General features: G+C 71.1%; 11 protein-coding genes and 1 tRNA gene. 6 read left to right on the top strand and 6 right to left on the bottom strand.

The window, feature by feature from the left end:
* Positions 1–47 precede the first annotated feature (47 nt).
* Positions 48–410, bottom strand: coding sequence for a TRAM domain-containing protein (locus F3H13_RS09765; protein ID WP_149798846.1), 363 nt, complete (start codon positions 408–410; stop codon positions 48–50).
* Positions 411–684: 274 nt separating this feature from the next.
* Between F3H13_RS09765 and F3H13_RS09760 the strand changes: the two genes are divergently transcribed.
* Positions 685–3027, top strand: coding sequence for a DEAD/DEAH box helicase (locus F3H13_RS09760; protein WP_149798845.1), 2343 nt, complete (start codon positions 685–687; stop codon positions 3025–3027).
* A gap of 579 nt (positions 3028–3606) precedes the next feature.
* A complete protein-coding gene (locus F3H13_RS09755) occupies positions 3607–4392 on the top strand; it encodes a topoisomerase DNA-binding C4 zinc finger domain-containing protein (protein WP_188128044.1) in 786 nt (261 codons plus the stop codon).
* Positions 4393–4398: 6 nt separating this feature from the next.
* Here the strand turns inward: F3H13_RS09755 and F3H13_RS09750 are convergent, their stop codons facing one another.
* From F3H13_RS09750 to F3H13_RS09740, 3 genes are all read right to left on the bottom strand, one after another.
* Positions 4399–5385: a tyrosine--tRNA ligase gene (locus F3H13_RS09750; RefSeq protein WP_149798844.1), complete on the bottom strand. Its 987-nt coding sequence runs from the start codon at positions 5383–5385 to the stop codon at positions 4399–4401.
* A gap of 116 nt (positions 5386–5501) precedes the next feature.
* Complete coding sequence (locus F3H13_RS09745) at positions 5502–7553, bottom strand: DUF460 domain-containing protein (RefSeq protein ID WP_149798843.1); 2052 nt, start codon at positions 7551–7553, stop codon at positions 5502–5504.
* Positions 7554–7625: 72 nt separating this feature from the next.
* Positions 7626–8810: a CBS domain-containing protein gene (locus F3H13_RS09740; protein ID WP_149798842.1), complete on the bottom strand. Its 1185-nt coding sequence runs from the start codon at positions 8808–8810 to the stop codon at positions 7626–7628.
* A gap of 55 nt (positions 8811–8865) precedes the next feature.
* Here F3H13_RS09740 and F3H13_RS09735 point away from each other — a divergent pair, with 55 nt between their 5' ends.
* Positions 8866–9246 (top strand): cupin domain-containing protein, encoded by a 381-nt coding sequence (locus tag F3H13_RS09735; protein ID WP_149798841.1) that lies wholly within the window; start codon positions 8866–8868, stop codon positions 9244–9246.
* 48 nt (positions 9247–9294) lie between these two features.
* Here the strand turns inward: F3H13_RS09735 and F3H13_RS09730 are convergent, their stop codons facing one another.
* Positions 9295–10098 carry a M14 family metallopeptidase gene (locus tag F3H13_RS09730; protein ID WP_149798840.1) on the bottom strand — a complete coding sequence of 268 codons (804 nt, stop codon included), beginning with the start codon at positions 10096–10098 and terminating at the stop codon, positions 9295–9297.
* 51 nt (positions 10099–10149) lie between these two features.
* Entirely contained in the window at positions 10150–10740 is a 591-nt protein-coding gene (locus F3H13_RS09725; RefSeq protein ID WP_149798839.1) for a DUF309 domain-containing protein, read from the bottom strand.
* A 159-nt stretch (positions 10741–10899) separates the two neighbouring features.
* Here F3H13_RS09725 and F3H13_RS09720 point away from each other — a divergent pair, with 159 nt between their 5' ends.
* The 3 genes from F3H13_RS09720 (at position 10900) to F3H13_RS09710 (ending at position 13045) form a co-directional block, all read left to right on the top strand.
* Positions 10900–11781 carry an EamA family transporter gene (locus F3H13_RS09720; RefSeq protein ID WP_149798838.1) on the top strand — a complete coding sequence of 294 codons (882 nt, stop codon included), beginning with the start codon at positions 10900–10902 and terminating at the stop codon, positions 11779–11781.
* A 79-nt stretch (positions 11782–11860) separates the two neighbouring features.
* Positions 11861–12931 carry a sensor histidine kinase gene (locus F3H13_RS09715; RefSeq protein ID WP_149798837.1) on the top strand — a complete coding sequence of 357 codons (1071 nt, stop codon included), beginning with the start codon at positions 11861–11863 and terminating at the stop codon, positions 12929–12931.
* Between the two features lie 30 nt (positions 12932–12961).
* Positions 12962–13045 (top strand) — tRNA-Leu (locus F3H13_RS09710).
* Positions 13046–13560: the final 515 nt, after the last annotated feature.

The following is a 13560-nucleotide window of genomic DNA, read 5'->3' as shown; positions in this document are numbered from 1 at the left end:
GCGCCGCGCCGGCGCGGTCGTCGGCGGGTGCGCCCCGGCTCCCTCGACTACGCGCGTCCGATGAACGTCGCGTCGGCGGAGGTGCGCCCCTCGTTGAACGAGAGCACCTTCGCGCGGATCACGTCGCCCGGCTCGAGCCCGCCCGGGACGTCCTCGGTGAAGACGACGAACCCCTCGACTTTCCCGACGGCGACCTCCTCGCCGGAGTGGTGGTCGGTGAGCTCGGTGACGCCGAACTCGTAGGTCTCGCCGATCTCGACCGGCGGCTCGCGTTCCTGGGCCGCGTCGTGGGCCCGTTTCGATTCGCGGGCGTCGGCGGACGGGCCGCGGAGTCGACGGACGAGCACGAACAGCGCGAGCAGCGCGACCGCGACGGCGATGCCGACGACGACCGGCGACGAGGGGGTCATACCCGTGCGGTCGGCCGCGGCCGCCTAAACGGTGTGGGTCCGCGGCGACGCTTCGTCCCGCGGCGATCCTGCGGAGCGCGGGGACGTTTCGTCCCGCGGCGACCCTGCGGAGCGCGGCGGCCCTGCGGCGCGCGGCGAGCGCCTCCGCTGGCGCTCGCGACCGCCCCGCCCCGTCGCGGCCGCATGAGAAACGCCTTTGCCCTCGAAGCCCCCGTCTCGATCCGATGCGACACAGCCGCGGTTCCCGACGGCTCGCGCACGGGTGTGGTGTGCCGTGAAGGTCGCGGACGCGGTGCCGGAGTTCGCCGACGCCTTCGGGTTCGACGAGTTCAACCGGATGCAACGGGAGGCGCTCCCGGGCATCCTAGAGACCGACCACAACGTGGTCGCCTCGGCGCCGACGGCATCCGGGAAGACGGCGCTCGCCGAGCTCGCCATCTGTAAGACGCTCGCCGCCGGCGGGACTGCGCTCTTCATCGCGCCGCTGCGCGCGCTCACCAACGAGAAGGAGAGCGAGTGGGAGCGCTTCGAGGAGCTGGGCTACTCCGTCTACGTCGTCTCCGGCGAGCGCGACTTGAACCCCCGGCGCGCCGAGCGCGCGGACGTGCTGGTGACGACCCCCGAGAAGGCCGACAGCGCGACGCGGAAGCACGACTCCGCGCGCTACTCCTTTATCACCGACGTGGACTGCGTCGTCATCGACGAGGTCCACCTGCTCGACTCCGAGAAGCGCGGCGCGGTGCTGGAGGTGACCGTCTCGCGGCTCCGCCGGCTTCAGGACCCGCGCGTCGTCGCGCTCTCGGCGACGATGCCGAACATCGCCGACGTCGCGGAGTGGCTGGACGCGCCCGCGGAGACGACCTACGCGTTCGGCGACGAGTACCGCCCCGTCGACCTCGAGACCGGCGTGAAGACGTACTCGCACGGCTCGAACGCGTTCGCCGACAAGTACCGCCGGCTCTACCGCGCGCTCGACCTGGCCGAGCCGCACGTCCGCGAGGACGGGCAGGCCCTCGTGTTTGTCTCCTCGCGGCAGGACACGGTCCAGGCGGCGAAGAAGGCGCGCGACGAGATCACCGAACGGGACATCCCAATCGACTCCCGGGACGACTACGACTTCCACAACGAGGCGACGGAGCTGACGAACGACACGCTCCGCCAGTCGGTCACCGACGGCGTCGGCTTTCACCACGCCGGGCTCGGGAAGGACGACCGCGACCGCGTCGAGGAGTGGTTCAAGCAGGGGAAGATCAAGTTCCTCTTCTCGACGTCGACGCTCGCGTGGGGGGTGAACCTCCCGGCGCGCTGCGTCGTCATCCGCGACACGAAGTATCACGACCCGCTGGAGGGGGAGACGGACATTTCCCCGCTGGACGTGCTCCAGATGCTCGGGCGCGCCGGTCGGCCGGAGTACGACGACGTGGGGTACGGCTGGGTGGTCTGCGACCGCGCGGACGCAGACAAGTACCGGAAGCTGCTACGCGAGGGCAAAGAGATCGAGTCGCGGCTCGCCGCCGACCTCGAGTCGCACCTCAACGCCGAGATCGCGATGGGGACGATCCGGGGGTTAGAGGACGTGATGGCGTGGCTCGAGACGACCTTCTACTACGTCCGCGCGCGGTCGGAGCCGGACGCGTACGACTTCCCGACGCTCCGGGACCGCGTGCGCGACACGCTCGAATCGCTCGTCGACGACGGGTTCGTCGCGGCCGACGACGACCTCGCGATCGAGCCCACCTCCCTCGGCCGGCTCGCCTCGAAGTACTACCTCCGCCTGGACACCGCGCGCGTGTTCCGGCGCCTCGCCGACCGCGAGACGCTGACGGTCGACTCGGTGTTAGCGACGGTCGCGTCGGCCGGCGAGTTCGACTCCGTCTCGGCGCGCTCGGCCGAGTCGGACGCGATCGACCGGATCCTCGACGGCCGCGACACCGATTTGGAGGACGGCCACCGCAAGGTGTTCGCCATCCTGCTCGCCGGGATGGCGGACTCGATCCCCGCCGACCTCCGGTCGGATGCGTGGGTGATCCGGCAGAACGCGCTCCGACTGCTCGCGGCGCTCGCGGAGTTCCTCGACCGCTTCGCCGGCCCCCGCGCCGCCAACCTCGCGCGCCGCGTCGAGGCGCGCGTCGAACACGGCGTCTCCCGCGAGGCGGTCGCGCTCACCGCGATCGAGGGAGTCGGCTCCGGGCGCGCCGAGCGCCTCGCTGACGCCGGTCTCACTTCCCCCGCCGACGTCGTCGACGCCGGCGCGAGCGAACTCGAAAACGCCGGCATGAGCGGCTCCGTCGCGGAGCGCATCGTCGACGCCGCGCGCGATTGTCCCCGGATCGACGTCGACTGGGGCGACTTCCCCGAGGCGATCGCCGTCGGCGAAAACGAGATGTGTGAGGTCGCCGTGGCCGCCGTCTCCGGGAGCGCCCGCGCGGGGATCCGGGTCACCGTCAACGACGTGGAGATGACCGCGACGACGACGTACCTCGACGGCGAGGCGACGCTCCCGGTCGGCGTGTTCGGACCGCCGGACGCCGACGAACTGGAGTTCGTCGTCGAGGTCGTCTTCCCCGACCTGCCGCTGTTGCCGGTCACGGCGACCCGAAAGGTTCGGGTCGAGTAGGCTCGCCGCGCAGGACTCCAATTTTGCGAACGGTCGGCTGCGACGGTGACTTATAAATAAACGACGGTGGCGCGTGCCGACGAGCGCCCGGAGGGCGCGAGTCGCACGCGCGAGGGAGTCGCTGGCGCCGCCGGCGCCAGCGACGAGGCTGGGGAGGTGTGAGGCTGCGGTGCTGTGCGGTTCGGGCCGGGACTCAAAGGGGCAGTCGCCGGCGGCTTCGCCGCCGGCTGCCCGTGGCGCGTAGCGCCACGCTGCCGCGAGGACGAAGCACGGCGACGGAAGCACCGAACGAGGGAGCGCAAGCGACCGAGTGAGGCGCGCAACGAGCCGCGCGAGTCCTCGCGGCTGGGGCTTTAGCGGCGTTGGCCTTCGATCCGGTATCGCCTATTTATAAGCGAGCGGCTGGTGATTTGGCGGTGTTCGCCGTCGATCCGGCAGCGACCATTTATAAATAAACAATCGGAGCGTCCGAGCGATTCGCGCCCTTCCCGCATCATCCCCACTCCTCGAGACCCGCCACGTATCCCGTTTAAACCCCCGTAACGACCGCTTTTCACCCATACCGCGGCCACCCGTCCCATGCCGCAACGACTCCGCGTGCTCGCCGGCGACTGCGTAGTGACCGACCGCGGCGACCGCACCCGCACCCATCGCGGGCGCGTCGTCGTCCTGATAAAGCCCGACGACACGACGCTCGTCCACGACGCCGACGGCTACCAGCCCGTCGCGTGGCTCACCCGGCCCGAGAGCGTCGTCGTCGAGGGCGACGGTGACGGGTTCACCGTCACCGCCCGCGACGGCTCCCGCCGGCTCCGGGTGGTCACTGAAGAGGCGACCGCCAGCCGCGCCCTTCCCGTCACCGAGGCGGGCGTCCCGGTGGGGACTTGCCCCGATGACGGCGGGCCGCTCGTGCGCTCGCGCGGCGACGTCGTCTGTCTCGACTGCGAGGAACGCTGGGGGCTCCCGGCGGGCGCGAGCGTGACGGACGCGACCTGCGACGACTGCGGGCTCCCGAAGATCCGCGTCGAGCGCGGCGAGCCGTTCCACCTCTGTCTCGACCCCGCCTGTGACCCGATGGAGGACGCGGTCAGCGACCGGTTCGACGGAATCTGGGATTGTCCGGACTGCGAGGGCGATCTCCGCGTGCGCTCGGCGCCCGGCCGCGTCTACCTCGGCTGCGAGAACTACCCCGACTGCGAGACCACCTTCTCGTTCCCGGCGGGCGTCGTCGTCGACGAGTGCGACTGCGGGCTCCCCGTCTTCGAGACGGCGGCCGGACTCGGCTGTCTGGACGGAACCTGCTCGCTCGACGGATACGCGACGAGCAGCGAAAAGACCGAATCCCCGGACCCGAACGCCGGATGACGCCGACTACTCTGCGAGCTGCTGGCGCCCCGGCGCGATGAGGCGGTCGAGGTACTCCGCGAGCGCGCCCTTCGCGTCCGCGGGGTGGAGCTCGCCGGACTCCAGATCGGCCTCCAAGTCGCCGTAGGCGTCGTACTCCAGGTTTCCGCCGTACTCCTCCGGGCGCTCGACGGTGACCGCGTCGAACCGCGGGAACACGTGGTACTCGAACACCTGGAGGACGGGGTTGTCGCGCTCGACGCCGTCGTCGGTCGGCTCGGGGTCGGCCGTCGGCGGGCAGTAGGCGTCGTTCACCTTCGACTCGATGTCCGCGCGGGAGTCCTCCATCGAGATGGTGACGCCCTCGCTGGAGGACATCTTCCCGCGGCCGGTGCCGAGGTCGGCGATGAGCGGCGTGTGGAGGCTCGTCGGCGGCTCGCGGTCGATGCTCGGCAGCACGTCGCGCGCGAGCATGTGGACCTTCCGCTGCTCCATCCCGCCGACCGCGACGTCGACGCCGAGGTACGGGATGTCGAGCGCCTGCATCAGCGGGTAGACGGCCTGCGACACCTTCACCGAGTCGCCCGAGCTGATCTCGGCCATCGCGCGTTCGGCGCGGGCGAGGGTGGTCTCAAGCTCTAAGGCGTGGAGGTCGAGCGTGTAGTCGTCGTCGAGCTGGAAGTCGGAGCCGAGGACGAACTGCGTGTTCGACTCGTCGAGCCCGTAGGCGATGAACTGGTCTCGCATCCGCTCTGCGGTGTGGCGGATCTCCTCGAAGGACCCCTTGTCGTTGAGGTAGGCGTGCACGTCGGCCAACAGTACGGTCACCTCGAAGCCCGCCTCCTGGAGGTCGATGAGCTTGTTCGCGGTGAGCATGTGGCCGATGTGGAGGACTCCCGAAGGCTCGTAGCCGACGTACGCCCGCTTGCCCTCGGGGTCGTCGGCCAGCGCCTCGATCTCCTCCTCGGTGACCACCTCGGCCGCGTTCCGGGTGATCAGCTCGTGAGCGTCCATACGTCCGACTGTACGTTACCGGACATATGACTTCTGGATGCGTGCCGACGGATCACGCGGAGCGCGGTCAGCGCGGCGGTCGAGCACCTCGCGACGACGAGGGCGTCCCGCCGCGCTCACTTCTCGGTTTCGGGCAGCGTCCGCCCCGCGCGGTGTTCGGAGATGATCCGGTCGATCCGCTCTGCCTTCTGGTCACGCCGGCGTTCCGCGGCCTCCTCCTCCCAGTCGTCGACGGCGGCGGCGAGGTCCTCCTCGCTTGCGACCGCCAACTCGTCCACCTCGCGGACCGGCACCGCGTCGGCGGGCACCACCGGTACCCCCCGCTCGAACAGCACCGCGTCCGCGACGTCCGAGAGGTTCCCCTCGCCGCGGATCACGGCCCGCGGCTCCGTCTCGACGAGCCGCTCCGCGGTCCGGCGCCCGGCCCCCGAAGCGTCCCGCAGGTACACCACGTCGCCGGCGACGAGCCCGTACGCGTCGTCCGCGGCGTCGAGCGCGTCGAGCGTGAACTGCTCGACGATCTTCACGCTCACGAGCCCCCGCCCCTCGGCGACGTCGCCGAAGTTCGAGTGGTCGAGGCGCCACAGCTCCTTTAGCGTCTCCACCTTGCGTTCGAGGTCTTCGACGCGCTCTTGGGCCTCGTCGCGCTCGCGCTCTAACCGGTCCGTCTCGCGTTCGAGCCGCGAGACCGCCCGTCGCGTGCGCGCCTCGATGCGCTCCTCGCGTTTCGCCTCCTCCAACTCGCCCTCCAGCTCCGCGATCCGGTCGTCGCGCTCGTCGAGGTCGCCTTCGAGCGACTCGGCGTGCGACTCCAGCCGGTCGACGCGCTCGCGGAGCCGCCGGATCGTCTCCTCCTCCTCGGTGCGCTCGGGCTCGGTCGGGTCGCCCTTCGCCTCGTTCCCGCCACTGTCGCCCTCGTCGCCGTCGTCCTCGCTCAGGTCCGCGATAACGGCCTCGACCGACGACTCGCCCGCGACGACACCGGCGATCACCGCCTCGCGATCGAGCCGCGGCGGCGTCTTCGCGGCGATCCGTTCGAACTGGTCCTCGTGGTCGTCGTAGGCGTACAGCGCGGCCGCGAGCGCGTCGCGCTCGTGGTCGTTCGCGTAGCTCGCCTCGCGGGTGCGGTGGAGCTTCTCGTCGACCGGGAGGTCGGTGGTGGGCTTCCACCCCGCGGCGTCGAACGAGCGCCGGAACTTCTCGACCGTCTCCGGCATCGGCTCGACGTCGGCGGCGACGATGATCGGGCGGCCCTGCTCGACGATCCACTCGGTCACCTCGGCGGTGTCGCCGGTCCGCGAGGAGTAGAGCGCGTGGACGGTGCCGTCGAGGCCGACGACCGCGGCCGCGGTGGTCGTCCCGGGGTCGATCCCGACGATGACGCGGTCGCGCCGCTTCACGAGCGGCTCGTACTCGATGCCGTCGCGGCGCTCGCGCTCGACCTCGACGCGCACGTCGCCGGCCCGCGAGTTCGAGACCGGGATGTCCTCGGGGCGCGCTTCGACCGTGAACGTCGCGTTCGCGTAGCCGCCGTACTTCTCTGTCACGTCGCGCTCGAAGTCGAGGTTCGCCTCCTTCAGCTTCGACTGGACCTGGCGCGTCCGCTTCCTGACGTTGCCGTGGATCCGCCGGGTGTACCGGTCCTGGCTCCACCCGCCCTTGCCCGTCGAGCGGCCGCGAGACACCTTCACCCGCGTCTCGTCGGTGAACGCGGTCACCTCGTGGCCGACGTTGGCCGCCGCGAGCCGCGCGGCCGCCTCCGCCTCCTTCATCGGCTTCTTCCCGTACGGGATCCCGTGTCGGGAGGCGACCCGCGAGAGCGGCTCCGGGCGCTCCGCGCCGGTCACCTGGACGAGCCGGGTGCCGTCCGGCAAGGATCGCAGGAATCCCACCAGTTCGTTCTTGTCGGCCGCCAGCTCGTAGGCGTTGTCGGTGGCGACGTAGAGGGGCTCCCGGTCGTCGATCAGCCGGCAGAGCTTCCGGAAGGAGACGACGTCGCGGGTGATCCGAGCCATCGGGCCGTCCGCGTCCGGAGCGTCCGGATCGTCCTCGTCGACGGGGTCCAGGATGACGAGCGCGTAGGAGGGACTGTCGCCGCGGACGTCGCCGCTGTGGACGTCGACGCCGAACACCGGCCGGTCGCGGGCGCGGATGGTCCGGGTTGTCACGTACCGAGGTAAGTCGTTGCCGCGTATATACCCCACGCCGGGGGAGGCCGGTTGTGTCCGCCGACCGCAGAATTAGAGGATCCGCGGCTCGTCGCCAGCCCCCTGTCGCCGGCCGCTGACGACGCCCGGGGTACCGCCGGTCTGGATGATGTTGAACGCGGTCATCAGGTCCGACCGGGAGATGAGGCCGACGAGCTCGCCGGCGGCGTCGACCACGGGGAGCCGGCCGACGTCGTGTTCCTGCATCGTCTGGAGCGCGGTCAGGGCATCCGCGCCGGGGTCGACGGCGACGAGGTCGGTCGCCATCACGTCGTCGACGCGGTAGGCGTCGCGCTCGACCTCGCGGACCGAGCGAGCGTCCTCTAACGTGACCATCCCGACGAGCTCGTCGCCGTCGAGGACGGGGTAGCCGGTGTGACGCTCCTCGAACATCCGGCTCATCAGGTCGGCGACGGAGGTGTCCTCGGTCACCGTGTGGAGGTCCTCGCGTCGTGTCATGATGTCCGTGACGGTGACGCCCTCGAAGGCGGCCTTCAGCGTCGTCTGCTGGGCCTCGCCGGAGGCGGCGATGTAGACGAAGAAGGCCAGCACGATGAGCAGTAGCTGGAAGGTGAACAGGCCGATGATCCCCATCAGGAACGCGAACACCTTCCCCACGGCGGCGGCCCGCTGGGTCGCCTGCGCGTGCGGCTGGCTCCGCGCGAGCAGCGCCCGGAGGACCCGCCCGCCGTCCATCGGGAACGCGGGGAGCATGTTGAAGACGGCGAGAACGATGTTCAACAGCGCGAGATAGCCGAACACGAAGAGGAGGGCGTCGGAGCCGACGGGCGCGACGAGGACGACCCCGTAGCAGGCGACCCCGACCGCGACGCTGACGAGCGGGCCGGCGATCGCGATCCAGAACTCGTGTTTCCAGTCCTCGGGGAACTCGGCGAAGCTGGCGAGCCCGCCGAGCAGCCACAGCGTGATCGACTCGATCTCGTAGCCGTAGCGCATGGCGACAAGCGAGTGACCGAACTCGTGGAGCAACACCCCGACGAACAGCCCCACCGCGGCCGCCAGCCCGAGCAGCCACGGGGTGTTGCCGGCGGCGACGGCGGTCGCGTCGATCCCGAGGCCGGCGGTCTCGTTCATCACCTCCGCGATGGTGCCGACCTGTCCGCCGATGAGGTACGCGAAGAGCGGTAAGACGATCAGGAACGTCCAGTTGAGCCGGATCGGAATGCCGAACGCGCTCCCGATCTTGATTCCACGCATACCCTCGAGTTCGGCCGGTGATCGGTTAAATACACGGGCCCCGTCAGTGACGCCTATGAGCGACACAGCCCACGCCGACCCGGTCGTGAAGCGCGGCGACGACGTCGACTACGAGCCCGTCGCGGCCGCGGAGGGGCTCTCGAAGGGCGTCCTCCTCGACGAGTCCGACGGCGCCCCGAACTTCGCGATGCGCCGGTTCGAGCTCGCGCCCGGCGCCGAGGTCCCCCGCCACACCAACGCGGTCGAACACGAGCAGTACGTCCTCGCCGGCGAGTACGTCGTCGGTATCGACGACGAGGAGCAGACGGTGTCGCCCGGCGACGCCCTCCTCATCCCCGCGGGCGTCGAACACTGGTACCGCAACGAGGGCGACGAGCCCGGCGCGTTCATCTGCGTCGTGCCGAACGGCGACGACGCGATCGAACTGGTCGAGTAGGAGCCGAGGGGCCGGCCGCGCGCCGCGGTCAGGGAGGAGAGAGGCCCGCTACTCCAGCGTCCCGACGCGGTCGGCGACGTAGCCGAACTGGTCGCGGTAGCCGTTCGGCGACAGCAGCACGGGGTAGAAGGGGTCGTCGGCGAGCAGCGGCTCGCCGTCGGCGGCCGCGAACCGCTCGCCGGACTCGACGCGCTCGAAGTTGCGCGCGAACACCTCGTACGCCTCCGCGTCGGGCTTCGGGATCCGCTCGCGGAGCCGGAACACCGAGACGTCCTCCCGCCCGCCGGCGTCCACCACGTCGTCGGCGCCGGGCGCGGAGATGGCGCCGGTCGCGGCGAGGAACGCGCGGGCGAGCCAGTAGGCGTTGTCAGCCGCGGCGTCGGAGCCTTGGAGCCCGGCCTCCACCTCGAGCGTGTGCGGGTGTTCGATGAGCCGGCCCTCGGTGAACGCGTCCGTCTGAATCACGGCGTCGACCGGGAGGTGCGGGGCGACCGCGCGGGTCACCTCGTCCATCGAGTCGATGACGGCGAACGGCTCCGCGTACGACTGCGTCGAGTGGATCGCGAGGGTGGTACACCCCGCGAGCGCGTCGACGAGTTCGGCCGCGAGCCGCACCTCATGCGCGTCCGCGTCGCGGTTCCCCGGGAACGCGCGGTTGAGGTCGGCGTCGAGGTACCGCTCGCCGGCGTCGAGCGCCGCCTCGTTGGCGACGATCAGCCGCACCGGCCGCTCGGGGTCGAGGTCGGCGTCGAGCAGGCGCTCCACGGCGCGGGCGCCGCAGGGCTCGTCGCCGTGGATCGCGCCGACGACGGCGACCTCGGGCTCGCCGTCGCCCAGATCGTGAATCTCCATACGACACGCAGGCGCGCGGCGGATAAGTGGCGTTCGGATCCGGAGCGATCCTCAGTGTTCCTCGTCGACGCGCTCCGCGTACTCGTAGTCGGCGGGGTACGCCGGCGGGCGGGCGTCGTCGAGAGTGATCCGCCAGCCGTCGACCGCGCTCGGGTCGTCGAGCGCGGCCCGGAGGGTCTCCCGGACGTCGTCGACGTCGACCCCGTAGAAGTCGCCCGGGACGCCGTCGAGGTACTGGAGGGCCGTCTCGAATAGCGACCGCATTCCGGCGTCGTTCTCGAAGTCGACGTGCTTGTACGCGCCGGCCGCGACCTGGACCATCCCGTGGAGAAAGGCGCTCTCGACGGTGCCGCTGCCGTAGTTGTACCACTCGCTTTCGAAGCAGTCGTGGCTCTCGTGGTAGGCGCCGTCGTTGAACAGCCGCACGCCGTGTTCGGTCGCGCGCCGGAGCGTCGCGTGCTCCCAGTAGCCGCCGACCGCGCGCGCGTCCGGCGGGCCCCCCGACGACCCGCCCTCGTCGCTCGCTGTGGACCCGCCCTCGTCGCCCGCCGCGGACGAGTCGGGGGCGCGGTCGCCCGCGTGCCACCCGGTCGGGTTGCCGAGGGGCGGGGCGACGCCCGGGTCGCGGGTGTGTTCGTCCATGGGCGGGTCGTTCGCCGGGGAGCGACCTAACCGTTTCGCGGGGCTGGGGAGAGGCGGGTGTCGCGGCGGGAGGCGAGCCGCCGTCGCGCCGAGGGCGGCGGCGCCGCGCCGCGGCCAGATCGAACCCTTCTTTCCGCCGGTCGCGCTCGGGTCGAACGAATGGACGCCGGACTCCTCTTCGCGATCGCCGCCGCCGTCGTCTGGGGGACGTACCTCTTCGTCCTGAAGCGCGCCTTCGCCGAGTATCCCCCCGCGGCGCTGACGGTGGCGATCAACGCCGCGGCGCTCGGGTGGTTCCTCGCGGGAACCGGGCTCACGGTCGGCTTCGGCGACGCCGCGGCCGGCCTGTCCGGGTTCGTCGTCCCGCGGCGGTTCGCCGTCGTCGCCGTCACGAGCCTCGCGACGGCCGCCGCCTTCGTCCTCTTCCTGCGCTCCATCGAGGACGGCGCGGTGTCGTACGTCGCGCCGATCAACAAGGTGATCCCGATGTTCGTCCTCCCGCTGGAGGTCGGCCTGCTCGGGCAGGTGCTGGCGCCGATCCAGGTCGCCGGCGTCGTTGTCACCACGCTCGCGGTGTACGTCGCGAACTACGAGCCGGGCAGCTTCTTCGCGCCGTTCGTCCGGGCCGCCCGCTCGCGACCCGCGCAGCTGGCGCTCGCAAGCGCGGCCTGCTACGCGGTCGGCGACGTGGGCAAGCGGATCGCGCTCCAGGAGCTCGCGATCCCCGGCACGCTCTGGGTGCCGCTGCTGCTCGCCGGCGTCGCCGTCGTGTTGCTCCCCGCGGCGGCCCGGACCCCGATCGAGGCGAGTCGAGACGACCTCCCGAAGTTCCTCGCGGCCGGCGCCCTCGTCGCGCTGGGCGAACACCTGACGACGGTCGCGTTCGCGGCGCTGCCGGCGAGCGTCGCCTCCCCGGTGATCAACACGCAGGCGATCGTCGCGGTCGTCCTCGGGGGCGTGCTGCTCGGCGAGCGCCACTTCCGGATCCGGCTCGTCGCGGCCGTCCTCGCGGTCGTCGGCGTCGCGCTGATCGCGGGATAAGGCGGGACGAGCCGGCGCGTCGGCCGACACGCCTGCCGCTACCCGAGAGACACTTGGTCCTTCGGCCCGTCCCGATCGTATGGACTCCCCGCCGGAGCCGATGCCGATCGACCACGCCGAGTCGATCGTGAACGCCCTCGGCGACGGGGCGTACGTCCTCGACGCCGACCGGAACCGCGCGTTCGTCAACGACCGCCTCCGCGAGGTGACCGGCTTCGACGAGGCGGTCCTCCACGGGAAACACCCAGAGCGGCTCGTCGAGGAGGGGTACTGGAGCGCGGAGACGGGAGACCGTTACCGGGCCGCCGTCGAGCGCGTCCTCGCCGGCGACGCCGCCGACGAGCGCGTCCAGCTCACGACGACGCTCGCGGACGGCCGGGAAGTGACAACCGAAACGCGGCTGACCCCCATCGAGCGCGACGGGTCGGTCGTCGGCGCGGTCGGGGTCATTCGCGACGTCACGGACCGGGTCGAACGCGAGCGGGAGCTAAAGCGGCTCAACGAGCGGCTCGAACGGCTCGCCGGCTTCCTCTCGCACGACCTCCGGAACCCCCTGTCGGTCGCGCGGGGGTACGTCAACCTCGCGCGCGACACGGGCGAGAAGGAGGGGTTGGCGGCCGCCGAGGACGCGCTCGACCGGATCGAGGCGATGATCGACGAGGCGCTCGTGATGGCCCGCGACCCGGCCGACATCGAGACCGCGGACGCCGCGGTCGACCTCGCAGACCTCGCGGCCGACTGCCTCGAGTCGGGCGACTTCGGCGACCGGCCGGCCGACGCGGACCTCGTCGTCGAGGACCCCGGGCCGGTCACCGGCGACCCGATGCTGCTCCGGCGGGCGGTCGGCAACCTCATCGGCAACGCCTTCGACCACGGCGGCGACGCCGTCACGGTCCGGGTCGGCGTCGATGAGCGGGGGGTGTACGTGGCCGACGACGGGCCTGGGCTCCCGGATGATGCGGCGGCCTCCGACGCCGCGGGTCGGACCGACGAACTGGTCGACTTCGGCGTCTCTCGCGGCGGCGGCATCGGGATCGGACTCGCCATCGTCGAGCGCGTCGCGGCCGCGCACGGGTGGACGCTCGAAATCGACGAGTCCGCCGAGGGCGGGTTCCGGGCGACGCTGGTCGGCGCGGAACCGACGGCATAAAGGGGGGGCCGATACAACGCCAGTCCGCGTGCGAGGGTAGCCAAGCCCGGAAACGGCGGCGGACTCAAGATCCGCTCCTGTAGAGGTCCGTGGGTTCAAATCCCTCCCCTCGCATGAGCGCGTCCACAACGCGCGAATGCACACGGGGGAGGATTTGAATCAGGGAGCGCCTCTGGCGCGACCGTGGTTCAAATCCCTCCCCTCGCATCGCCGGGGTCCATCCCCCGTGATGCGGAAGGGCGCTCTCGGAGCGTTCTTCCCTCGCAAAACGTCACTCGAACGCCGCGAGCGACTGCTATTTATAAATAGACGCGGTCGGCGCGTGCCGACGAGCGCCCGTAGGGCGCGAGTCGCACGCGCGAGGGAGTCGGCCGACCGGAGGGAGGCCGACGAGGTTGGGGAGGTGTGAGGTGCGGTTGCTGTGCGGGGCGGGACTCAAAGGGGCAGCCGCGAGGCGGGCGCAGGCGACGCGAGCACCGCAGGGAGCGAACGGAGTGAGCGACCGAGCAGCGCGGCGAGCGTGCGCCCGCCTCGTGGCTGGGGCTTTGGAGGTGTTCGCCACCGATCTGTAGTCATCTATTTAAAAGCGAACGGCTGGGTATTTGGCGGCCTTCACAGCCGATCCGCGG

This window comes from Halorubrum xinjiangense (genome assembly GCF_900102375.1).
Taxonomy (GTDB): Archaea; Halobacteriota; Halobacteria; order Halobacteriales; family Haloferacaceae; genus Halorubrum; species Halorubrum xinjiangense.
Note: the sequence above shows the minus strand (reverse complement) of the source record. Positions and strands in the feature narration are given on the sequence as shown.